The following is a 24,838-nucleotide window of genomic DNA, read 5'->3' as shown; positions in this document are numbered from 1 at the left end:
ACCAGAGAAGCTAGCTTCTCTGGTTTAAATATATTTTTTAAAACTGTCAACCTATTTTAGGACGACTCAATTCTTAAATTATTTTCTAAATAATTTATCAATATCTTCTTTATTTACTGGTCTAGATACTGAACTTACTTCTGGGTCTTCATCTTCAAATTGTTCTACAGTTAATAAAGTTTCTCCAGAAATATCATCGGTTTTATAATTTAACCAAACTACCGCTCCATTTGCTTTAATTTTTAAAGGATCTCTAGGTTTTTCTTCAAATCCTTTAACAATAATTTGATATAGTTTTTCTAAATCATTGTCTAAATCTTTAAAAGTAAAATTAGCATACTCATGCCCTACCGAGTTCATATTTTTATAGTAAAAACTATATTCATTTTCTCCTTTTTTTTCTAAGTATAAATAACTTACCTTAGAAATAATTTCTGAACTTTCTGTTTCTACCAACTCAATTTGAGAGTACCCAGCAAATGAAGCTAAAAACAACGCCAGTGCCATAATTTTTTTCATAATTCTTCTGTTTAATAATTAAGGGATTAATTTGTTTAAGTGCCTTAACACTTGTTATAACGTTTAAATATATAAATATTATATAACTTTTATTAACTAGAATGAAAATATAACAATAAAAAAGCCTCCAAAACATGGAGGCTTGAAATTATATTAATTTTTTAGCATTTTTTACTTTTTGTTTGGTGAGTGCTAATGCAATTACCTCACTCATTTCTGTAACATAATGAAACTTTAAACCTTTTAAATAAGCTGGTTTAATTTCATCTACATCTTTTTTATTATCAGCACATAAAATAAGTTCTTTTATGTCTGCTCTTTTAGCTGCTAAAATTTTCTCTTTTATACCGCCAACAGGTAAAACTTTACCACGTAAAGTTATTTCCCCAGTCATGGCAATTTTATTTTTAACCTTTTTCTGAGTAAATAAAGATACTAATGATGTTAACATGGTAACTCCTGCACTAGGACCATCTTTTGGTGTAGCGCCCTCTGGTACGTGAATATGAACATCGTATTTATCTAAAACTTCTGGATTTATTCCGAAGAAATCAGCATTAGATTTTATGTATTTCATTGCTATCGTAGCAGATTCTTTCATTACAGTACCTAAATTACCTGTAATAGATAAGTTTCCTTTTCCTTTTGATAAAATAGACTCTATAAATAATATATCACCTCCAACACTCGTCCAAGCTAAACCTGTAACAACACCTGCAGTATCGTTATTTTCGTACTTATCTCTTTCTAAACGAGCTGGACCTAAAATTGTTTCAATATCTTCATCTGTAATTTCAACATTATACTCTTCTTCCATAGCTATACTTTTAGCTACAAAACGAACAACTTTAGCTACTTGCTTTTCTAAACCTCTAACTCCAGATTCTCTTGTATAGCCCTCTACAATTTTCTCTATTTGTTTTTTGGCAATAGATAAATGCTCTTTATTTAATCCGTGCTCTTTTAATTGCTTTGGAAATAAATACTTTTTAGCAATTTCTACCTTTTCTTCAATAGTATAACCAGTTACATTAATAATTTCCATACGATCTCTTAAAGCCCATGGAATTTGATTAATATTATTGGCTGTTGCTATAAATAAAACTTTAGATAAATCGTAACCAACTTCTAAATAATTATCGTAGAACTCGGTATTTTGTTCTGGATCTAAAACTTCTAACATTGCTGAAGACGGATCTCCTTGATGACTTTGCCCAAGTTTATCAATCTCATCTAAAACAAATACAGGGTTGGAAGTTCCTGCTTTTTTAATATTTTGAATTAACCTACCTGGCATTGCTCCGATGTAGGTTTTTCTATGACCACGTATTTCTGCTTCATCACGTAGTCCTCCTAAAGACATTCTAACATACTTTCTTCCTAAAGCTTCTGCTACCGACTTTCCTAAAGATGTTTTACCAACTCCTGGAGGTCCATATAAACATATAATTGGCGATTTCATATCACCTCTTAACTTTAATACAGCCAAGTGTTCTATGATGCGTTCTTTAACTTTTTCTAAACCAAAATGATCTCGGTCTAAAATAGTTTGCGCCTTTTTTAAGTCAAATTTATCTTTAGAAAACTCACCCCAAGGTAATTCTAGCATCAACTCTAAATAGTTACGTTGAACGCCATATTCTGCCATTTGAGGGTTCATTCTTTTTAACCTACTTAACTCTTTTTCAAAAGTCTCAGCAACCTCTTTGGACCATTTTTTGTCTTTAGATTTTGCTCTCATTTCTTCTAACTCTTGGTCATGAGAAACTCCACCTAGTTCTTCTTGAATGGTTTTTAACTGCTGATGTAAATAATATTCGCGTTGTTGTTTGTCTAAATCAGATCGTGTTTTAGACTGAATATCATTTCTAAGTTTTAATTTTTGAAGTTCTTTATTAAGATTTTTTAATGTTAATAAAGCGCGCTCTTTTAAATTATCTTTTTCTAACAATACCTGTTTTTGAGAAACAGACAAATCCATGTTAGAAGAAATAAAATTTACTAAAAATGAATTTGATTGAATGTTTTTAATAGCAAAAGAAGCTTCAGATGGTAACATTGGGTTTTCTTTAATAACCTCTAATGCCAAATCTTTAATAGATTCTATTATTGCATCAAACTCTTTTTGATTATCAACTTCTCTTTCTTCTTTGGCTTCTATTACTTTAGCCTTTAAATAAGGCTCTTCTTGTGTAAAGCTTTCAATTTCAAATCGTTTTTTACCCTGGATAATTACCGTAGTATTTCCATCTGGCATTTTTAAAACACGTAAAATTTGTGCCACTACACCAGTATGATAAATATCATCAGCTGATGGATTTTCTACTTCACTATCTTTTTGAGCAACAACCCCTAATGTTTTATTTCCTTGATTGGCATCTTTAATTAATTGAATAGATTTATCTCTACCCGCAGTAATTGGAATTACAACTCCAGGAAATAGTACAGTGTTACGTAATGGTAAAATAGGAAGCTCTTCTGGAACCTCTTCTTTATTTATGATTTCTTCGTCTTCTGGTGTTAATAATGGAATTAACTCAGAATCTTCATTAATCATATCTTGTAGCGACAAATTGTCTAAATGTATAATTTTTGATTTACTCATAATATCATTATCTGTCATTCTGACATTTAATACTGTGATTAAAAATTAAATGTCATTCGTATTTACTTTTAAAGTATTGATTTTATTATTAATACCAGTAAAATACTTTAATGTTATAACCTATATTTCAATAGTTATGCCAACACGTATATATTCAAATTTATTGTAACAATTTTAAGAATTAGTCGTCGTATCATATAAAAAATAACTAACCATGAAAACTAAACTAACTCTTTTACTGTCATTTTTTATTTTATTAAGCTGTTCTACAAAAACCAGCTCTGAAGATTTTATTAATAAAGCTACAGGAAGGTATTATTTTAATGATGATGAAATTATTGAAGTATTTTTTAATGATGCTGAACTATATCTGAAATGGCGAAATCAAGAAATTAAACCTTTAAAAGTAAATGACTCTACTTTTTATGCTAGTGAACTTAATGAAAAATTAATTTTTAATAACAATAAAAACAGAATTGAATTAGCGAAAAAAAGAGAACATCACGGTAAAACATACTTTTTTAATAAACTTGATAAAAATGAAAAAACACCAAGTGAATATTTAGCCGATAATAATTTTGAAAAAGCACTTGAAGGGTACTTAGCTATTAAAGAAAAAGATAGTTTAAGTAAAATAATAAGAGAACGTAATTTAAATAGCTTAGGATATAGATACTTAAGAAATGATAGTGTTCAGAAAGCGATTCAGGTTTTCACCATCAATACTAAATTATATCCTAATAGCTCCAATGTATATGATAGTTTGGGTGATGCATATTTAAAAGCTAAAGACACAACAAATGCTAAAGAAAATTATAAAAAAGCCCTTAGCATTAATGCTGAAAATGAAAACGCTAAAAGAAATCTTGAAGATTTAACAAAAAATGACAAATAGTAAGTGTCATTCTGAAAAAATGTCATTATAAACAACTAAATGCTAGCATTTTAAACAATGGTATTTTATTTGATAAATATTTAAATAAATATTGTTTAACTAAAATTGTTTTATGTTATGAGTAATTTAGTATCAACATCAAGTAATGGAAGTTTAACAAAAAGAAAAGAACAAACAAACTTCCCAAATTTTTCATCTTTACTAGATGATTTTTTTACTAATGATTTATCTAATATTATTAACACAAGTATTCACAAAGTGCATACACCTATGGTTAATATTTTAGAAAATGATGAATCTTATGTTGTAGAAATGGCTGCTCCAGGAAAGCAGAAGAGTGATTTTGAAATTGATTTAAATGATAATGTTTTATCAATTTCATCTGAACTTAAAAAAGAAACTGAGAGTAATAATTTTAATTATGCACGAAAAGAATTTGAATTCACCTCTTTTAAAAGATCATTTACGTTACCCGATACTGTAGATGATTCTAAAATTAAAGCTAACTACACTAACGGACTGTTAACCATAACACTCCCTAAAAAAGAAGAAGCTAAAAAGAAGCCACCACGAAGAATAGACATATCTTAACAACAAATAAAGAGCAATTTTAAAATTGCTCTTTTTTTAACTTATTAAAATATATACTGCAATACTAATAAACACAACTATTTGCATCCATTTTAAAAATGCTCCTATATTACTATTCTTTTTAATGTAACTAGATATTTCTCCTGCTAAAAGAGCAATTCCAGAAAATATCACAAAAGAAACAAGTATAAAAATACAGCCTAATACATAAAACTGATATACTGAATTTAACTTTTCAGAAAATAAAAACTGTGGAAAAAAAGCTAAAAAAAAGATGGTTACTTTCGGATTTAATACATTCATCCAAAAACCAGTTTTAAAAAGCGAAAATGTTGATTTTTTTTCTATTGTATTTGTAGAAAAAGTAATAGTTGAATCACTTTTAAAAACCATATAAGCCAAATACAGTAAATAACAAGCACCAAAAAGTTTAATTACAAAAAATAAATTCGGATTTCTTTTAATTACTTCAGAAACACCAAAGGCAACTAAAGTTGTATGAATAATACATCCTGTCATTAAACCTAAAACAGTGGCCAATCCATAGTTTTTTCCATTAACTATGCTTTGAGTGAGTACAAAAATGTTATCTGGTCCGGGTGAAATAGCTAGCGTAGCTGTGGCTAACGCAAATGATAAAAGTGTTTCAATCATTACTTATAAATAAATCTTATATCAATAAATTTAAAAAGAAAGATTTTAAAAACTATCTTTTTAAAATTGCTTTATTTATTTTTTTGATCAAGCTAGGCCCTTCATATATAAAACCTGTATAAACTTGAACTAAATCTGCCCCAGCTTCAATTTTTTCTAAAGCATCTGCAGCAGAATGAATACCTCCTACTCCAATAATTGGAAAAGACTTGTTAGAATTGTCTGCTAAATATTTTATAACCTTAGTACTTCTATTTTTAATAGGTTGACCACTTAAACCACCATTACCAATTTCTTGTAAACGACTATTGGAAATTAGTAAACCTTCTCTATTCACAGACGTATTAGAAGCTATTACACCATCAATTTTAGTAGTTGCAACTAAATCTATAATTTCATCTAATTGCTGGTTGTTTAAATCTGGTGCTATTTTTAATAAAATAGGTTTCTGAACAGTTTCTTTTGCATTTAATTGTTGAACTTCAGTAATTAATTCTTTTAAATAATCTGCATCTTCTAATTTAGCATGGCTACTAACATTTGGACAACTTACATTTAATACAAAATAATCTACATATGGATGTAAACCTTTAAAACACTCAACATAGTCTTCTGTATAGTTTTCAGGTGCCGTAGCTGTATTTTTTCCAATGTTTCCACCAATAATTACTTTTCCTTTATTCTTTTTAAGTTGTTGAATGGCCATTTGTAATCCTTCATTATTAAAGCCCATCCTGTTAATAATTCCTTGATCTTCTTTTAAACGAAATAATCGTTGTTTTGGGTTCCCTTCTTGTCCTTTAGGAGTAACGGTGCCTATTTCTATAAAACCAAAACCAAAATCAGCTAATTCATTATATAAAACAGCGTTTTTATCGAAACCTGCTGCTAATCCTACTGGATTTTTAAATGTTAGACCAAATAAGTTTCTTTTTAATCGTTTATCGTTAACTTGATATAAACTTTTAAACAATATTGAAACACCAGGAATTTTTGATATAAATTTTATCAATGAAAAGGTAAAATGGTGAATTTTTTCTGGGTCAAAAAGAAAAAAAATTGGACGAATAATTAATTTGTACATGTTTGCTTTTAGATGATTTTAAGTAGCTTTTTAAATACTTGTTATTATTTTTGATGGTAGATATTTATATAAAAAATGCCTCCTAAAAAGGAAGCATTTATATTATCTTAATTCTGCACCAACATTTTTTTCGAATGTTTGTTGTAATTTCTGCATTATTTTATCAATTTGCTTGTCATTTAATGTTTTCCCTTCATCTTGTAACACAAAACTAACAGCGTATGATTTTTTACCTTCTGGTAACTTATCTCCTTGATATACATCAAATAAATCAACCTCTTTCAATAATTTTCTTTCTGATTGAAAAGCTAAGTTATAAATTTCTTTAAAGGCAACAGTATTGTCAACTAATAAAGCTAAATCTCTTTTTACTGCAGGGAATTTTGGTAAATCTGCTACTTTAATTTTCTTATTACCTGATAAACTTAAAATATTTTCCCAATTAAAATCTGCAAATAATACTTCTTGTTTTATAGAAAACTCTTTTAAAACTTTACGGGTAACAACACCAAAATCTACCAATTTAGTTTTTCCTAAACTTAAACTAATACCTTCAGCAAAAACATCAGATTTTACAGGTGCAGATTTAAATTTAGTAATTCCTAAACGAGTTAATACAGCCTCTACTACTCCTTTTAAATAGAAAAAGTCTGAAGTTTGTGTAGGTACTTTCCAACTATCTTTTGTTCTGTTTCCTGAAACAAATAACGTTAAATGCTTATCTTCTTGATAACCACTTTCATATTTGTGGTATGTCTTTCCAAATTCAAAAAACTGTAAAGAACTATTTTTTCTATTAATATTATAGGCAACGCTTTCTAAACCACTGAATAATAATGATTGACGCATTACTTTTAAGTCATTACTTAATGGGTTTAACATTTCTACGTTAAACTCTTCTTTTAATGTTTCTGATAATTGTGTGTATTCTGGTTTTGTTAATGAATTTGCCATGGTTTCATTAAAACCTAAACCTACCAACTGATCTCCAACAACATTTTCTATTTTCACAAACACATCATTATCAAAGGAGATTGATGTGTTTAATTTATGAGAAAATTCAATGTTATTATATCCATAAACTCTTAATATTTCTTCAATAACATCTGCTTCACGCTGAACATCCACACGGTAAGAAGGAATAACTAAACCTAAGCCTGCTTCAGTAACGCTGTTTATCTTGATTTCTAAAGAAGCTAAAATATTTTTGATAGTTTCTTTCGGAATTTCTTGACCAATTAATTTATAAACACTGTCAAAAGATAAGAAAACTTCAAAGTCTTCTGTTTTCTCAGGATAAAAATCCATAATATCTGATGACATTTTACCGCCAGCATATTCTTCTATTAATAATGCCGCTCTTTTTAAAGCATATTTGGTTAAATTTATATCAATACCTCTTTCAAAACGGAAAGATGCATCTGTATTTAAACCATGGCGTTTAGCTGTTTTTCTTATAGAAACTGGATTAAAATATGCGCTTTCTAAAAATACAGTTGTGGTACTTTCGGTAACTCCTGATTTTAAACCTCCAAAAACACCTCCTATACATAAAGGGTTATCTTCAGCATCACAAATCATAATATCTTCTGACGAAAGCTCACGTTCAACTTCATCTAACGTAACAAACTTAGTTCCTTCTGGTAATGTTTTAACAACTACTTTACCTCCTTTGATCTTTCCTCCATCAAAAGCGTGTAAAGGTTGACCTAATTCATGTAATACATAATTAGTAATATCAACAACATTGTTTTTTGGAGCAATTCCAATGGCCTTTAATCTGTTTTGAATCCACTCTGGTGAATCTTTTACTTCAACATCGGTTATAGTTATTCCACAATAACGCGGAGTTAAATCTTTATCTAAAACTTCAATATCAGTTTTTAATCTTCGTTCATCAACATGAAAATCAGAAACAGATGGTGAAATTAATTCTAAATTTATATTCTGTTGTAATAAACCGGCACGCAAATCTCTGGCAACACCAAAATGACTCATCGCATCTGCACGGTTAGGCGTTAAACCGATTTCGAAAACATAATCAGTTTCTATATTAAAAACTTCAGCAGCAGGAGTACCTGGAACTAAGCTTTCATCTAAAATCATAATCCCATCATGACTGCTACCTAAACCTAATTCGTCTTCAGCACAAATCATTCCATGACTCTCTTCTCCTCTTATTTTTCCTTTCTTAATTTTAAATCCTTCACCTTTCTCATCATACAGCATAGTACCAATTGTTGCTACAGGAACTTTTTGACCAGCATCTACATTAGGTGCACCGCATACTATTTGAACAGGTGTTTCTCCTCCAATATTTACAGTAGTAACTTTAAGCTTATCTGCATTAGGATGTTTCACACAAGTTAAAACTTCACCTATAACTACACCTTTAAGGCTTCCTTTAATACTCTCAATGGTTTCAATTCCTTCAACTTCTAATCCTAAATCAGTTAAAAGTTCTCCTGTTTTTTCAGGATTCCAATCTAGCTGTAAAAATTGTTGTAACCAGTTGTATGATATTTTCATTTTAAGTGTTTGATTTAGCCTGCAAATTTACATAAAAACAAACGAATAAATCAATTGAAATTTATTTGCTCATTAACAACCATTTGTTAACAATTTGATAATATTAACCTATGTTAATTTTTTGTTAATTTGCAAACTGAAAACCCAAAACAACCCAATTAAATGAAAAAAACATTACTTTTTATTGCGCTTTTAGCATGTTTTAATGTGTTTGCGCAAATTCCTTCATATTATAACAATGTGAATTTAAATTTATCAGGTAATTCTCTAAAAAATGAGTTAGCTACCAAAATAATTAGTACACACACTACTAATTTATCTTATACACCTGGTGTTTGGGAGGCACTAAAACAAACTGATTTAGACCCTAATAACCCATCTAAAGTATTATTAATTTATGGTTATAGTGATTCTGATGGTAATTATGTTACTGACAGGTCTCGTAGTAAAGACGCTAACGGTGGTACTGCTGGCTCTCAATGGAATAGAGAACATGTATATCCAAAATCTTTAGGAAATCCTAACCTAGGTACATCAGGGGCTGGATCTGATGCACATAGTTTAAGAGCTGCTGATATCAGCTTTAACTCACAAAGAAGTAGCAAAAAATTTGCTGACGGTAGCGGTAATGCTGGAAATGTTTCTGGAGGATGGTATCCTGGAGATGAATGGAAAGGTGACGTTGCTCGTATGATGATGTATATGTATTTACGATATGGAAGCCAATGCTTACCTACTGGAGTTGGTGTTGGAAGTACAGTTGCTTCTGATAATAACATGCTTTTATTATTTTTAGAATGGAACGCTGAAGATCCTGTTTCTGAATTTGAAAAACAACGTAATCCTATTTTAGAAAATTTACAAGGAAATAGAAATCCTTTCATAGACAATCCTGCTTTTGCTACTGAAATTTGGGGAGGTCCACAAGCTGAAGACTTATTTGGTAATGGTGGAGGAAGTTCTGATACACAAGCACCTTCTACTCCAACTAATTTAGTTGCATCAAATATTACACAAACTACATTAACTTTAAACTGGAATGCTTCTTCAGACAATGTTGCTGTTTCAGGTTATAATGTATACAGAGGATCTACTTTATTAGGTAATGTTACCGGTACTAGTGCCAATATATCTAGTTTAACAGCCGGAACTAATTACACTTTTAATGTAAGAGCTTTTGATGCAGCAGGCAATATTTCTAATAATAGTAATACTGTTTCTGTTACTACTTCGAGCGCATCTGGTGGTGGAAGTGGCGCTAATGAATTGTTTATTTCTGAGTATGTAGAAGGATCTTCAAATAACAAAGCCATAGAAATTGCCAACTTTACTGGTAATACTGTAAATTTATCTGGATACTCTTTAAGAAAAGCTACTAACGGTAGTGGATCTTTTAGTAGTGTTTTAAACTTAAGTGGATCTATTGCTAACGGTCAAGTATACGTTATTGCTTACAGCAGTGCCTCTACTACAGTTAAAAATAACGCAGACTTAGTTACTAGCAATAGTGCATTAACTTTTAATGGAAATGATGCTGTAGCATTATACAAAAACACAACACTTATAGATGTTGTTGGTAACCCTAATAGTAGTAGTAATTTTGCAAAAGATAAAACTTTACAAAGAAAATCATCTGTTAACAGTCCAAATACTTCATATGTCTCAAGCGAATGGAATGTATTAAACCAAAATACTTTCTCTGGTTTGGGTTCACACAGCGTTGATGGTGGTAGTTCTGGTGGTGGAGATTCTACACCTCCTCCTACTTCATATTGTAGTTCTAAAGGAAATAACGCTAGTTATGAATGGATTGATAATGTTGTTTTAGGTGGAATTAGTAATGCTACTGGAAATAATGGAGGTTATGCCAATTTTACAAGTAAGGTAGGAAATTTATCTTATGGCAGTAACACTATAGTTGTTAGTGCTGGATTCAGTAGTTCTTCATATACTGAATTCTGGAAAGTATGGATTGATTTTAACAAAAACGGAATATTTGAATCGTCTGAACAAGTTGTTAGTGGGTCATCATCTAGTTCTGGTAATTTATCATATACCTTTTCTGTTCCAACTTCAGCTAGTAGTGGTTTAACTAGAATGAGAGTTTCTATGAAATGGGATGCTGCTCAAACAGCATGTGAAACTTTTTCTTATGGAGAGGTAGAAGATTACACTGTTAATATTGGTGGTACTGCAAAAAATAGTAATACTAATGATATTAAAATTGATGGTAAATTAGGTAACGAGCCTAAACTTTTTGCTGCAGATGTATACCCTAATCCAGCTAGAAATTTCATTAATATTCAACTTAAAGACAACAGAACTGCTACTTACAGAATTATGAATGTAATTGGACAAACTGTTAAAAGAGGAAATCTTGAAAGAACCGTAGATGTTAGCAACCTAAATAATGGCATGTACATTCTTGAAGTTAATGATGGACAACGAAAAATTCATTCAAAGTTTCTTAAAAAATAAACTTTACTAAACATTTGTTAAAAGACCGCCAATGGCGGTCTTTTTTTGTAAGTTACTAATTAGAATTACGAACAAACAACAAAGATTTTTAAGTAATGAAAAATATACTATTAGCTATTGTAGCTGTAACAATTATAAGCTGTACATCATCTAAAGAAAATAGGTTTTTACAAAATGGAGCTTATAGAGGAATTTTAAGACTTGATAATAATAAAAAAATACCTTTCAATTTTGATGTTACATCTAAAAACACCTTAACCATATTTAATGCTGATGAAGTTATTCATGTTGATGAAATCACCTATCATAATGATTCTATTACAATACAAATGCCCATTTTTGAAGGTTATATAAAAGCTATTATTACTGAGAATAATACATTGTTAGGTAACTTTATTAAACCAACTAGTAATCGAATAGTTCCTTTTGAAGCAAAACTCGATAAAAATAGATTTGATAAAACAGCTAAGCCTATAACTAATATTAGTGGTAATTGGGAAACTACATTTAGTCCTGACAACAATAACAGCAGGTATATTGCCAAGGGTATATTTAAGCAAAATAATGAAAAAGTTACAGGTACATTTAGAACAACTACTGGAGATTATCGATATTTAGAAGGAACCGTAAGCGGTGATAGCTTATACCTTTCTACTTTTGACGGTGCTCATGCATTTTTATTTGAAGCAAAGGTAACAGACAGTACTTTAACAGGTACATTTTATTCAGGAAACCATTGGAAAGAGCCATTTGTAGCTAAAAAGAATGATAATTATGAATTACCTGATCCTGATACATTAACATCTTTAAAAAATAAAGACCAACGATTTACATTTAGTTTTCCTAATGAAAAAGGAAAAATGATCTCGTTAGATGATGAAAATTTTAAAAACAAAGTGGTTGTAGTTCAAATAATGGGTAGTTGGTGCCCTAATTGTTTAGATGAAAGTAGGTATTATTCTGATTTTTACAGAAATTACAAAAATAAAGACCTTGCTTTTGTAGGACTAGCATTTGAAGTAGCTAAAACTCCTGATGAAGCTTTTGAAGCTATAAAGAGGTTAAAAGAAGGAACTGGTATTGAATATCCAATACTTTTAGCTCAATATGGATCTTCAGATAAACTAATGGCTCAAGAAAAATTACCAATGTTAGACAAGGTTTTATCTTACCCTACTACTGTAATTATTGACAAAAAAGGAAAAGTAAGAAAAATACATACAGGATTTAATGGGCCTGCAACTGGAGAAAAATATTATGAATTCACCTCAAACTTCAAGAATTTAATAGAGAAGTTATTAGCAGAATAATTATTCTGCTTTAATTACTTCAGTAATAGGAATTGGTAAATGAACTCCTTCCGAAACGAAGCGTTTATGTACCAATTCTTTTAAATCACATTTAGTTTTAAATTCTAAAAAAGGTTCATTTATCCATACATAAGCACGCATATGAATGTGATTTTCATGTACATCAATTACTCTTACCTCTATTTGAGGCTTATCTACCAATACTTCTTCTGGAGTTCTATTATCCATTACATTTGGCAGTTTAAGCGCCTCTTCTTGTATAATTCTTCTCGCTAAATCTATATTTGCTTTTAAACCTATTTTAAAATTATTAAAACTTAAAATATGAGAATCTTCAATAGTATGATTTAAAATAGAATCTGTACTAATTACCGAATTGGGTATAATTAACCTCTTATTTTCAAAATTATTAATAACGGTATGTCTCAACGTAATATCTTCAACAATACCAACTCTAGAATCATCTAATTTAATATAGTCTCCTACCCTAAAGGGTTTAAAAATTACAATAAATGCTCCCGCAATTAAATTAGATAAGGCTGCTTGTGCAGCAAAACCAATAATAGCTGCTAAAATTCCGGCTCCAGAGAAAATTAAATTTGCTTTATTTCTAAATAGTGGGATGCTATACACTATAAAAACAAAAGCTATAAAACCAACTACAAAACTTACAGAGTTACGTAAAAACTGAATACTAGTTCTACCATATCTATCTTTTTTACGTGAGATAATTTGTAAAATTATAAAACGAGCAGCTCTAGAAACAACCCATGCCAAAACTACAACCACTAGAATATAAAGCAGTATATCTAGTGGTTTGTTTGATGGTGAAAAAATATTTTCTAAGGTTGTATTCATCTAATTAAAACAATGATGTTTGATCATCATCTTTTCTATTTTCCTTTTTCTTTTTTAAAGCATTTTGAAGTGCTTTATTGGCTTTATCTTCTTTAACAGTATCAAATTCTTTCTTAGGTTGTTCTTCAATAGCCAACTCGAGTTCCGTATCTAACACTTCTTCTTCAGTTACCTCAATTTCTTCTACAGGTTCTTCTACCTCCTCTTCATAAGGCAATGAATCTAGTAAGTTTATTTGCCTAATTTTATCAGTAGTTAACTGATTTCCTAATGCTTTAATTCCTTTAACAGCTATAAACTCTTCAAAGTTTAACGTAATTTTTTCTAAACTTCTTTTTGAAAATACTACCTCAGCTATTGGTCTAAAGTCCGTAGCTACAATTTCTAACTGACTTTTTTCATGCTCGGATATAAAAATTTCTTCTTTATCTGGTGTTTCTATTAAAAAACGTTTCACAAAATAACGTTCTTTATTACCATCAAAATAAACTGCTGAAATAGGTTTTTTAGGGTTCCACTTTTCTAAGACAATCATATCATTATCAAAGTGCATTTCTAAATTAGGTGCTACAGCCTTTATTTTACCCGATTGTGTTGCTATTAGTATTTTATCTTCTGCTTTAAATTCTCCTAACAACTCACCTCTTTGATCTACATTTAAGCGTTGAACCGTTTCATCAAACCAAATTTTTCTTGGCTTTAGTGTGGACACTCCTGCTTCTTTGAATTCTATTTTTTTAATAGGATGTTTTGATACTAAATTACCTCTAACAGAACGTCCTTTAATAGCTAAATCAGCAAAATCAATATCCCATTTAAGCTTTTTAATACTACCTACAGAACGTAATAATATGGTAACAACTTCAGCCTCGCCATTAGGATTGGCTGTGAAGTATAATACCTTAGATTTATCGTTATCGTTTGCTAAATTGTACTCTTTATCTCTTGTTACAGAGGTTACATTAAAACGTTTCATGTATGATGGCCCTTTAGTTCCATCTTTATAAATCATATTGTAAACTGAACGTTTGTCTTTTTTCTTAAAAACAGCTACATGAATAATTCCTTTACCTACAAAAGTTTTAGAATCTACTTTTGTAACCATCATGCTACCATTGTCTCTAAAAACAATAATATCATCAATATCAGCACAATCACAAACAAACTCATCTTTCTTTAAAGAAGTACCAATAAAACCTTCTTCCCTATTAACGTAAAGTTTAGAGTTTCTCATCACTACTTTAGTAGCTACAATGTCATCAAAGATTCTTATTTCTGTTTTACGTTCTTTTCCTTTTCCGTATTTAGTTTTTAGTTCTTTAAAGTAATCAATAGCATAGGTTATTAAATTATCTAGATGATGTTTTACTTCTGCTATTTTTTCTTCTAAACTTTCTATAAACTGTTTTGCTTTATCAATATCAAATTTTGATATTTTTTTAATTCTGATTTCGGTTAAACGAACGATATCTTCTTCAGTAACTTCGCGTTTTAAATGTTTTGTATGAGGTTTTAAACCTTCATCAATAGCTTTAATTACACCTTCCCAAGTTTCAACCTCTTCAATGTCACGATAAATTCTATTTTCAATAAATATTCTTTCTAAAGAAGAAAAATGCCATTGTTCTTCTAACTCATTTAACTGTATTTCTAATTCACTTTTTAGAAGCTCAACAGTAAAATCTGTAGATTTTTTTAACACTTCTGTTACTCCTATAAAGTGAGGCTTATTATCTTCAATTACACAACATAATGGTGAAATTGAATTTTCACAACTAGTAAAAGCATATAAAGCATCAATAGTTTTATCTGGAGAAACATTAGTTGGCAGATGCACTAAAATCTCTACATTAGCAGCAGTATTATCTTCAATACGTTTGATTTTAATTTTTCCTTTATCATTAGCTTTTAAAATACTGTCAATTAAACTAGTTGTAGTTGTACCAAACGGTATTTCTGTAATTACTAATGTTTTTTTATCTAAAGCAGATATTTTGGCTCGAACTCTAACTTTACCTCCTCTTTTACCATCATTATAATTGGTAACATCTGCAATTCCCCCTGTAATAAAATCAGGTACAATTGTAAAGCTTCTACCTTTCAAATATTTTATAGAAGCATCTATTAATTCTACAAAATTATGAGGTAAAATTTTAGTAGATAATCCTACTGCAATACCTTCTGCTCCTTGCGCTAATAGTAACGGAAACTTTACTGGCAGGTTAACTGGTTCTTTCTTTCTACCATCATAAGACAATTGCCATTCTGTTGTTTTGGCATTAAAAACAACATCTAAGGCAAATTTAGACAAACGTGCTTCTATATAACGAGAAGCTGCTGCACGGTCACCAGTTAAAACATTACCCCAGTTACCTTGCATATCTATCAATAACTCTTTTTGCCCCATTTGTACCATTGCATCTCCAATAGAAGCATCACCGTGTGGATGGTATTGCATGGTATGACCAACAATGTTTGCTACCTTGTTATATCGTCCATCATCTAAATCTTTCATAGAATGCATGATACGACGTTGTACAGGTTTAAAACCGTCTTCTATAGATGGAACTGCACGTTCTAGAATTACATACGAGGCATAATCTAAAAACCACTCTTTGTACATACCTGTAACTTTGGTAATACTTTCAGCGGCTTCTTGATGCTCGTTATTTAACTCTTCTTCGTGTTCGTAATTGTTGTTTTCTTCCATTAAGATGTTTCTTAATTAATATTAATTGATAGCAAATAGTATTGATTATTTATCTTCAGTAGCAATTAAATCTAACTCTACTTTAAGGTTATTAATGATAAATTTTTGCCTGTCTGGTGTATTTTTACCCATATAAAACTGTAACATTTGTTCTATAGACATATCTTTATCTAACATTACCGGGTCTAAACGCATATCATCTCCTATAAAATGAACAAACTCATTTGGAGAAATCTCCCCAAGCCCTTTAAATCGAGTTATTTCTGGTTTTCCTCTTAGCTTTTCAATAGCTGCTTGTTTCTCTTCTTCAGAATAACAATAAATAGTTTCTTTTTTATTTCTTACTCTAAATAATGGTGTTTCTAAAATATACAAATGTCCTTCTTTAATAACTTCAGGAAAAAACTGTAAGAAGAATGTAATTAACAACAACCTAATATGCATACCGTCAACATCAGCATCGGTAGCTATTACAATATTATTGTACCTTAAATCTTCTAAACTATCTTCAATATTTAATGCAGCTTGTAATAAGTTAAACTCTTCATTTTCGTAAACAATTTTTTTAGACAAACCGTAAGAATTTAATGGTTTTCCTTTTAAACTGAATACTGCTTGCGTGTTTACATTTCTTGACTTTGTAATTGATCCTGATGCAGAGTCTCCCTCGGTAATAAATAAAGTAGTATCTAAATATCCTTCTTTTTTGGTATCTCCAAAATGAATTCTACAATCGCGTAATTTCTTGTTATGTAAACTAGCTTTTTTAGCTCTGTCTCTAGCTAATTTTCTTATTCCAGATAATTCTTTACGTTCTTTCTCTGCCTGCAATATTTTTTTCTGAAGCTTATCTGCAGTCTCCGTATTTTTATGTAAATAATTATCTAATTGCGTTTTTACAAAATCGTTAATATAAGTTCTTACAGTAGGTAAATCTCCACCCATATCTGTAGAACCTAACTTTGTTTTAGTTTGACTTTCAAATACAGGCTCCATTACCTTAATAGAGATAGCTCCTACAATTGATTTTCTAACATCTGAAGCATCAAAACTTTTTCCATAAAACTCTCTTACGGTTTTAACAACTGCTTCTCTAAAAGCACTCAAGTGTGTACCTCCCTGTGATGTGTTTTGACCATTCACAAATGAGTGATATTCTTCTGAATATTGAGTTTTACTATGTGTTAAAGCAATTTCTATATCATCGCCTCGTAAATGAATTATTGGGTATAACATGTCATCAACATTGTTATTATCTTCCAATAAATCTTTTAATCCATGTTCAGAATAAAACTTTTCTCCATTAAAAACTATGGTTAAACCTGGATTTAAATACACATAATTTTTTAGAAGCTTGGTAATATACTCGGGACGGTATTTATAATTCTTAAAAATGGTTTCATCAGCAATAAAAGTAACTTTGGTTCCTTTTCTGCGAGAAGTTTCTTCTAAAGTCTCTTGATTGGTTAAGTTACCTTTTTCAAATTCTGCAGAAGCTGATTTACCATCACGTGTAGATTCTACTCTAAAATAAGTTGACAACGCGTTTACCGCTTTGGTACCAACTCCATTTAATCCTACCGATTTTTTAAAGGCTTTAGAATCATATTTACCACCTGTGTTCATTTTAGAAACTACATCTACTACTTTACCTAATGGTATTCCTCTACCGTAATCTCTAACAATAACTTTATTTCCTTGCACAGAAACTTCGATGGTTTTTCCACCTCCCATTACAAACTCATCAATAGAGTTATCTATAACTTCTTTTACTAATATATATATTCCATCATCAGGTGAAGAACCATCACCTAATTTACCAATATACATCCCAGGTCGCATTCTAATATGTTCTTTCCAATCGAGCGAGCGTATATTGTCTTCGGTATATTGTGTTTCTTGAGCCATAAATTGTGAGTGAGTTTTGAAGTGTTAGCTAAAATAACATTTCACATTAAAAAATAAAAAACTCTGTTAACATAGTTATTAACAGAGTTTTTAAATGATTTATTTACAGCAAATTATCTTCTACTATAATTTGGTGCTTCTTTGGTTATTGCTACATCATGAGGGTGGCTTTCATTAATTCCGCTTGCTGTAATTCTTACAAACTTACCATTGTTTTTAAGAGTTTCAACGTCTTTAGCACCGCAATATCCCATTCCGGCACGTAAACCTCCAACAAACTGATGTATACTTTCTTGTAATTCTCCTTTATAAGGAACTCTTCCTACAATTCCTTCGGGTACTAACTTTTTAATATCATCTTCAACATCTTGGAAATAACGATCTTTAGATCCTTTTTTCATGGCTTCTACTGATCCCATTCCTCGATAAGATTTAAACTTTCTTCCTTCGTATATAATAGTTTCTCCAGGACTTTCTTTTGTTCCTGCTAATAAAGATCCTAACATTACACAATCCGCTCCTGCAGCTATTGCTTTAGGAATATCACCTGTATAACGTATACCTCCATCAGCAATTACAGGAACTCCAGTACCTTTTATTGCTGCTGCTACTTCTAATACAGCTGAAAATTGTGGAAAACCAACACCTGCTACAACTCTTGTTGTACATATAGATCCTGGACCAATTCCAACTTTAACCGCATCTGCTCCTGCTTCTACTAGGTATTTTGCAGCTTCAGGTGTGGCAATGTTACCTACCACTACATCTAATTCTGGAAATTTAGCTTTAACTTCTTTTAAAACAGAAACTACTCCCTTTGTGTGGCCGTGGGCAGTATCTATAATAACTGCATCTACCCCAGCTTTTACTAATGCTTCTGCTCTTTCTACTGCGTCACCTGTAACGCCTAGTGCAGCAGCAACACGAAGTCTTCCGAATTTATCTTTATTAGCAATAGGCTTTTGAGTTAGCTTTGTAATATCTCTAAAAGTAATTAAACCTACCAGTTTATCATTATCATCAACTACTGGTAACTTTTCAATTTTATTTTCTTGTAAAATAATCTCAGCATCAGTTAATGATGTTCCTGTTTCTACTGTGATTAAATTTTCTGAAGTCATTACTTCTGTAATAGGTCTTTCGTTATTTTTTTCAAAACGTAAATCTCTATTCGTAACAATACCCACTAATTTATGATCGTCACTAACTACTGGAATACCACCAATACTATGCTCTTTCATTGCATTTTTTGCATCAGCAACAATAGCTGTTAATGGTAAAGTAATTGGATCTATAATCATACCACTTTCGGCACGTTTTACCTTTCTAACCTCTAAAGCTTGTTGTGCAATAGTCATGTTTTTATGTAAAACACCAATACCACCTTCTCTTGCAATAGCAATAGCCATAGCACTTTCTGTAACGGTATCCATAGCTGCTGATACTATTGGAACGTTGATAGTGATGTTTTTGGTAAATTTAGTTTGAATATTAACCTCTCTGGGTAGTACTTCTGAATAGGCAGGAACTAATAATACATCATCATATGTTAATCCTTCACCTACAAATTTTGAATCGTGGGCCTTCATATTGCAATCAATTGTTGTGTTGTTAATTAATTGCATGCAAATATACTGTAAAATTATTTATTAGCAGTTTAACTAAGTGTTAATCTATCTTAACAAGATTAATCACTTATACTTTAATTTCTTACGCTCATGGTTTTATGCTAATAAACAAGCCAATAAGCTAGTAACTTTATATCGGATATGAGAAGTATCTAAAAAATTAGTCTAACTTAAAACTTATTTATTATGCAAACTTTAGAAGAAAAAAAATCGTTATTAGCTTCTGCTTATTTAGCAAAAGGAACAATCGGAAATGTTGGAATGCCTGGAGCACCAATAGCTCATTTTTCATTGGTGGTTAACGCTGCTTCCGGAACAGCAACTGGCTTAGTAGAAATTACACAAGCTATTGATGCAAAACCTATTGAAGTAAAAGTTAATGGAACTATTAGACACACTGGCTATGGAAATGTTACCAAAATAGTGAATTTAGAAGGTGAATATGTGGTTTCTGTTCCACCTCCAGCAATTGGTAGTTACTTACAAAAGTTTTCTGCTTATTTGGATATTGATAATAGCTGGAATGGGACTGGTGGATTTACTTATGGAAACCAACATATTAAAGATGTACCTGTAACTGCAGAAAACTAACCAAACTTAGCTTTAAAAGCTATTAATGAAGAGTCATTTTTTATTTAAGAAATGACTCTTTTTTATTTGGGGCTTTAACCATTATACGCTTATGCTCTATAATTAAACACTCATGGCATTTTTCTAAATAAAGCCTTAAGTTATAAGTAATTTTATAACAGATTAAGATTTGAGGGGATTTTAATCAACAATGGGGATTTATAAGATGGAAAAGAGGCTTGATGGAATAAATCACATCAGCCTCTTATCCTTTAAAAAAAAGCTAAACTATGAATACAATTGACTGGAATGACTTAGCCTTAAAAGCTACTTTTTTAAACGAAGATCAATTTACAAAGGAAATTGCTAGCTGTACTAACTTTAATTTTAAAGACTTAAAAAAAATTATTACCGAAAGTAAAATAACACATCAAAACTTAATTAAAACATTAAAATTAATCTACGATGTGACCGCAACTAATAATGAAAAGGCTAAAGCTATTTTAAATATAGAAAACGGACTTATTTTTGTATTAAAGCTATTTCAAAAAGTGCTATAATCAAAAAATCGAAAGTTGTGAAACTTTCGATTTTATTATTCATATTATCTAAAAATTGTATTATCTTTAATAAATGCATTTTTGTAACGTTCGCTAAAAGAAATTCTATCTCCGTTTTCTAAAATTATAAGATTATCTTCAAAATATATTTCTTTAATCTTTTTAACGTTCACTAAAAAATTTCTGTGAACCTGTTTAAAATCTGGATTAGATAACATTGCCTTTAACTTTGTTAATGATAATTTTATAAGGTAATTACCAGAATCACATTGTAAACTACAATACTTTTCTTTTACTTCAATGTAGTTAATAGAAGCTACATCTACTTTAACTACACTTCTTTTCTTTTTAATAAACAAATACGAAGGACTTAGCACAGCATTTTCTGATGCTAAACTAATACTATTATTTTGTTGGTAACAAGATTCTATAGCCAACTCTAATGAAAACAACAGTTCTAATTTATTGTATGGTTTTAATAAATAAACTAATGGGTTTGTTAGTTTGGCCTCATCAAAAACTTCTTTTCCTTGCATGCTTGTTAAAAATAAAAAAGGTACGTCTATACCTTGTTTATTTAATCGCTGCGCAAGTGCTATTCCTTCGGGTTTACCGTTAATCATGATGTCAAGTATAATTACATCAAAAAAACGATTTTTTATTAATGATTCTGCCTCTTCAATGTTTTTTGCATGAGACACATCATAGTCATTATCTTCTAAAAAAGAGGATAATTCTAAAGCTTCTTCTTCTAAATCTTCTAGCAATAGTAATTGTAAATTCTTCATTTTACTACTCTTTTACTGTTTGTAATACTATTTGTATAGAAGTTCCCTGTCCTATTTTACTATTAATAATTAATTTTCCGTGGTTCTTTTTAATTAATGTTTGGCATAATAGCATACCCAAACCTACACCTTCTGATCTATTTATTTTATCAATAGTTAAATCTTCTAAATCTTTAATTTTAGTTAATTGCTCATCAGAAATACCTTGTCCAGTATCTTGAATTTCTATGATACAATTCTCGTTGTTTAGAAATGTTTTAACACCTATTTTCCCTTCTTCTGGTGTATATTTTAAAGCGTTGTCTAATAAATTACGTAACACTATTTTTAAAGATTCTTTATCTACCTTAATTAATAATGAAGAATCTAAATTTGTGGTTAACTCAATATTTTTAGCTTCCGCAATATGCTCAAAATCAAAAACGCTTTGTTCAATCAATGGTTTTAATGGATAAACATCTTTATTAAAACTCATTTGATTGTTTTGATCTAAAGACCAATGCAATACGTTATTTAATAAATGACTGGTACTTTCTGTTAAAGCAATTGCTGTATTATTTGTTTCAAAAACAGCATCATATTCTTTATTTTTTAATTGCTTTTGTAACTTTAAATGTTGGCGTTTAATTGTATTTATTGGTGAACGTAAATCATGTGAAACCACAGAAAACAAATAATCTTTTGTTTTATTAGCTACATTTAAATCTTCTTTTTGTTTAGAAATAATAGCATTTTGCTTTTTTAATTTCCTATAAAAAAAGCCTAAGCCAGCTATAAACAATAATAAACCAGAAGCTCCAAAAAGCAATCCGCGTTGAACTGCTTCTTTTTGCTTTATTTCAGCTTCTTGTATTGCTATTTCTTTATCTTTTTGAGCTACAGCTACTTCTTTATCTTTATCCGCTAACTCAATAATTCGATCACGATTCCAAATAGAGTCTTTCCATTTCACATATTCATTAAAATACTTAACACTCTTCTCAAAATTCTTTCTGTTTTTTTCTATTATAGCCATATTTTTTGAAGCATTATGTTTCATTTCTATATCTGTAAAAGTAACAGATAAGTCATATGCTTCTTTAAATAATGGGATGGCTTCATCATCTAAATACTGTTCATAATACACATTAGCTAAATCCATTTTAGCTTTAATTATTGCCGAAGTATCTTTTAGGTTTAAAAGTTGAAATTCTTTATCAAAAAATTTTTTAGCTAATTTATATTTTTTAATGTGCATATAAGAAACAGCCAGATTATGAAACATAACTTTTTTTATTGCTACACTAGCTGTAGAACTATTTAACAACCAATTTTGTATTGCTTCAATAGCTTCTTCATATTTACCTAAACGAAGATAGATATTACCCAACAAATAGTTTTTAGTTTGCCTGTAGTCTTTATCTTCAGAAATATCAAGAATACTTGATAAGGATTTCTTATTCAGCCCTTTTACAAAAGCACTGTAACCTAAAATACAACTGAAAAAATCTTTTTCAGTTGTATTTTTTGATAGTGTTATTGCCTTATTACTATATGCGTAACACGAATCATATTGGCCGTTTCTGTAGAAATCAATAGCCTTACAAAAAGTTACTTCTTTAGTATTAGAGCAAATTGAATCTCCTTTTTTTTGTAAAAAATTTTTATTTTGCGATAAGACAGAAAGACTAAAGAAAAAACCAATAAGTATAATAACTTTTTTCACAAAGTTCATTTTTATAAAGTTGGAGGAGGTGGAGTTGCTGGTGAACTTACAGTTCCACGACTCAAATCTGGATCTAAGTCACCTTGAGCTAAAAATAATACTTCATAATCACTTCCGTCTTCAACTGTATAATTAAACTCTAAAGCATACACATTGCATTCATAAGAAGATGATCCTTGAGCTTCAAAATCATAACAAACTGCAAAAGAACGAGTTGAAAACTTAGTATTTGTAGACTGAACAAGACCTGCTGATTTAATATCTTCAAAGTTAGCTAAAACAACTGTAGCATTATTTACATCTCCAACTAATGGAATTGCCTGAGTTGGAGTATATCCTGAATAGTTTCCTTGACAAAATTCTGCAACAGATTTAGATATTAAAGCTCCTGTTGGGATATAACATAAAGCATAAACTGAGTAATTGTTGTTACCGTTACTAAAAACAGTTACTGCAGGATAATTTGATTCTGGGTTGTAATCTACTGTAGTGTTTAAATTAGTTAACACTGGGTTTGCTCCTATTGTAATAGATGCCATAGTTTTTAAAATTTATTTGGTTATGATTATAAAAATACAATAAAAAATGAATTATAAAAGAAAAGGTGGGATTGTTAACATACGCTAACTCCCACCCTACTAATAACAAAAAACCTTAACTAATTGTTTTTGAAAAAAGTATTACTAATCAACTAAAAAACTAACAAACTTTGTCGTATTTACTTTGCCATATATTTTCATTAAAATTTTTACCTAAGGCAATACCGTAAAATAAAGTTAAACCAACCACACCTTTAAAATAAAACATAAATAACATGATTGTATAAGGTAAACTAACTTGATTATTAAAAATAAAATTATTGGTTAACACCGTTAAACCAATACTTAATAGTAGAAAACTAAATAGTAAATTTCCAACATTTTTAATTGGCCAAAATAACAATTTACGTAACGGATGAAGATCATTACCCCATTTATGAATTAGATAATAATAATCATTCCCCATTGGTGCCAATAAAATTGGATCATCTGCTTTTTTTAACCTGAATAAAACAGATGGAGCAATAATTTTAAATCCATTTAACTTAATATTATGTTTTCTTTCTAATTCTTTAATTTTTGTAATTGCTTCTGCGGGGTAATCACCTTTAAAAAATTTAGTCTCTAGAAAACGTAATCTGTAATCAACACATACCTTCTTTATCTGACTAATGTGATAAATTTTGTTTGCTTCTACTTTATCTATATCAAACTTATTGGTAATTGATGTACTATTATTTTTTAACTTTTGTAACGTTTTATTTCTTTCTACATCAATTTCATTAAAAACTTGGGATACCCAACTTAATATATTTTCTGAGTGTAAAGACTTTTGTCTAGCGTGAACTAATTTTTCTTCAATATTTACCGATTTCATCATAACTCGTTCTTTGTTATAAATTTACGA

19 protein-coding genes are annotated in these 24,838 nt (G+C 29.9%); 6 read left to right on the top strand and 13 right to left on the bottom strand.

Annotated elements, in window-relative coordinates:
- Window positions 1-78: 78 nt before the first annotated feature.
- Window positions 79-519 carry a hypothetical protein gene (locus tag ACFQ1U_RS06675; protein WP_386106610.1) on the bottom strand — a complete coding sequence of 147 codons (441 nt, stop codon included), beginning with the start codon at window positions 517-519 and terminating at the stop codon, window positions 79-81.
- Between the two features lie 148 nt (window positions 520-667).
- On the bottom strand, window positions 668-3,124 hold the full coding sequence (lon, locus tag ACFQ1U_RS06670) for an endopeptidase La (protein ID WP_386106609.1): 2,457 nt from the start codon (window positions 3,122-3,124) through the stop codon (window positions 668-670).
- 214 nt (window positions 3,125-3,338) lie between these two features.
- Between lon and ACFQ1U_RS06665 the strand changes: the two genes are divergently transcribed.
- Window positions 3,339-4,019 (top strand): tetratricopeptide repeat protein, encoded by a 681-nt coding sequence (locus ACFQ1U_RS06665; RefSeq protein WP_386106607.1) that lies wholly within the window; start codon window positions 3,339-3,341, stop codon window positions 4,017-4,019.
- A 117-nt stretch (window positions 4,020-4,136) separates the two neighbouring features.
- Entirely contained in the window at window positions 4,137-4,610 is a 474-nt protein-coding gene (locus tag ACFQ1U_RS06660) for an Hsp20/alpha crystallin family protein (protein ID WP_386106605.1), read from the top strand.
- 36 nt (window positions 4,611-4,646) lie between these two features.
- Here ACFQ1U_RS06660 and ACFQ1U_RS06655 read toward each other — a convergent pair whose 3' ends face one another.
- From ACFQ1U_RS06655 to pheT, 3 genes are all read right to left on the bottom strand, one after another.
- The gene (locus ACFQ1U_RS06655) at window positions 4,647-5,264 is read right to left on the bottom strand and encodes a LysE family translocator (protein WP_386106603.1); all 618 of its coding nucleotides are present in this window, start codon (window positions 5,262-5,264) and stop codon (window positions 4,647-4,649) included.
- A 52-nt stretch (window positions 5,265-5,316) separates the two neighbouring features.
- Complete coding sequence (locus ACFQ1U_RS06650; protein ID WP_386106601.1) at window positions 5,317-6,348, bottom strand: quinone-dependent dihydroorotate dehydrogenase; 1,032 nt, start codon at window positions 6,346-6,348, stop codon at window positions 5,317-5,319.
- 102 nt (window positions 6,349-6,450) lie between these two features.
- Complete coding sequence (pheT, locus tag ACFQ1U_RS06645; RefSeq protein ID WP_386106599.1) at window positions 6,451-8,877, bottom strand: phenylalanine--tRNA ligase subunit beta; 2,427 nt, start codon at window positions 8,875-8,877, stop codon at window positions 6,451-6,453.
- Between the two features lie 162 nt (window positions 8,878-9,039).
- On the opposite strand from pheT, the gene ACFQ1U_RS06640 reads away from it, so the two are divergent.
- Window positions 9,040-11,355, top strand: a complete 2,316-nt coding sequence (locus ACFQ1U_RS06640) for an endonuclease (RefSeq protein ID WP_386106597.1) — start codon at window positions 9,040-9,042, stop codon at window positions 11,353-11,355.
- A gap of 95 nt (window positions 11,356-11,450) precedes the next feature.
- Complete coding sequence (locus ACFQ1U_RS06635; RefSeq protein WP_386106595.1) at window positions 11,451-12,665, top strand: peroxiredoxin family protein; 1,215 nt, start codon at window positions 11,451-11,453, stop codon at window positions 12,663-12,665.
- Here ACFQ1U_RS06635 and ACFQ1U_RS06630 read toward each other — a convergent pair whose 3' ends face one another.
- From ACFQ1U_RS06630 to guaB, 4 genes are all read right to left on the bottom strand, one after another.
- Entirely contained in the window at window positions 12,666-13,523 is an 858-nt protein-coding gene (locus ACFQ1U_RS06630; RefSeq protein WP_386106593.1) for a mechanosensitive ion channel family protein, read from the bottom strand.
- A 4-nt stretch (window positions 13,524-13,527) separates the two neighbouring features.
- Window positions 13,528-16,233, bottom strand: a complete 2,706-nt coding sequence (locus ACFQ1U_RS06625) for a DNA gyrase/topoisomerase IV subunit A (protein WP_386106591.1) — start codon at window positions 16,231-16,233, stop codon at window positions 13,528-13,530.
- A 45-nt stretch (window positions 16,234-16,278) separates the two neighbouring features.
- Entirely contained in the window at window positions 16,279-18,141 is a 1,863-nt protein-coding gene (locus tag ACFQ1U_RS06620; protein WP_386106589.1) for a DNA topoisomerase IV subunit B, read from the bottom strand.
- 113 nt (window positions 18,142-18,254) lie between these two features.
- Entirely contained in the window at window positions 18,255-19,730 is a 1,476-nt protein-coding gene (guaB, locus tag ACFQ1U_RS06615; RefSeq protein ID WP_386106587.1) for an IMP dehydrogenase, read from the bottom strand.
- A 225-nt stretch (window positions 19,731-19,955) separates the two neighbouring features.
- On the opposite strand from guaB, the gene ACFQ1U_RS06610 reads away from it, so the two are divergent.
- A complete protein-coding gene (locus ACFQ1U_RS06610; protein WP_386106585.1) occupies window positions 19,956-20,360 on the top strand; it encodes a DUF1842 domain-containing protein in 405 nt (134 codons plus the stop codon).
- Between the two features lie 269 nt (window positions 20,361-20,629).
- Complete coding sequence (locus ACFQ1U_RS06605; protein WP_386106584.1) at window positions 20,630-20,899, top strand: hypothetical protein; 270 nt, start codon at window positions 20,630-20,632, stop codon at window positions 20,897-20,899.
- A 44-nt stretch (window positions 20,900-20,943) separates the two neighbouring features.
- On the opposite strand, the gene ACFQ1U_RS06600 is transcribed toward ACFQ1U_RS06605, so the two are convergent.
- From ACFQ1U_RS06600 to ACFQ1U_RS06585, 4 genes are all read right to left on the bottom strand, one after another.
- Window positions 20,944-21,687, bottom strand: coding sequence for a LytR/AlgR family response regulator transcription factor (locus tag ACFQ1U_RS06600; protein ID WP_386106582.1), 744 nt, complete (start codon window positions 21,685-21,687; stop codon window positions 20,944-20,946).
- Between the two features lie 4 nt (window positions 21,688-21,691).
- On the bottom strand, window positions 21,692-23,392 hold the full coding sequence (locus ACFQ1U_RS06595) for a tetratricopeptide repeat-containing sensor histidine kinase (protein WP_386106580.1): 1,701 nt from the start codon (window positions 23,390-23,392) through the stop codon (window positions 21,692-21,694).
- Window positions 23,393-23,403: 11 nt separating this feature from the next.
- Entirely contained in the window at window positions 23,404-23,931 is a 528-nt protein-coding gene (locus tag ACFQ1U_RS06590) for a hypothetical protein (protein WP_386106578.1), read from the bottom strand.
- Window positions 23,932-24,091: 160 nt separating this feature from the next.
- Window positions 24,092-24,811: a hypothetical protein gene (locus ACFQ1U_RS06585; protein WP_386106576.1), complete on the bottom strand. Its 720-nt coding sequence runs from the start codon at window positions 24,809-24,811 to the stop codon at window positions 24,092-24,094.
- Window positions 24,812-24,838: the final 27 nt, after the last annotated feature.

It is taken from the genome of Tenacibaculum geojense (assembly GCF_042676005.1).
GTDB classification, from domain to species: domain Bacteria; phylum Bacteroidota; class Bacteroidia; order Flavobacteriales; family Flavobacteriaceae; genus Polaribacter; species Polaribacter geojense.
This window is presented reverse-complemented; position numbering and strand designations above follow the sequence as displayed.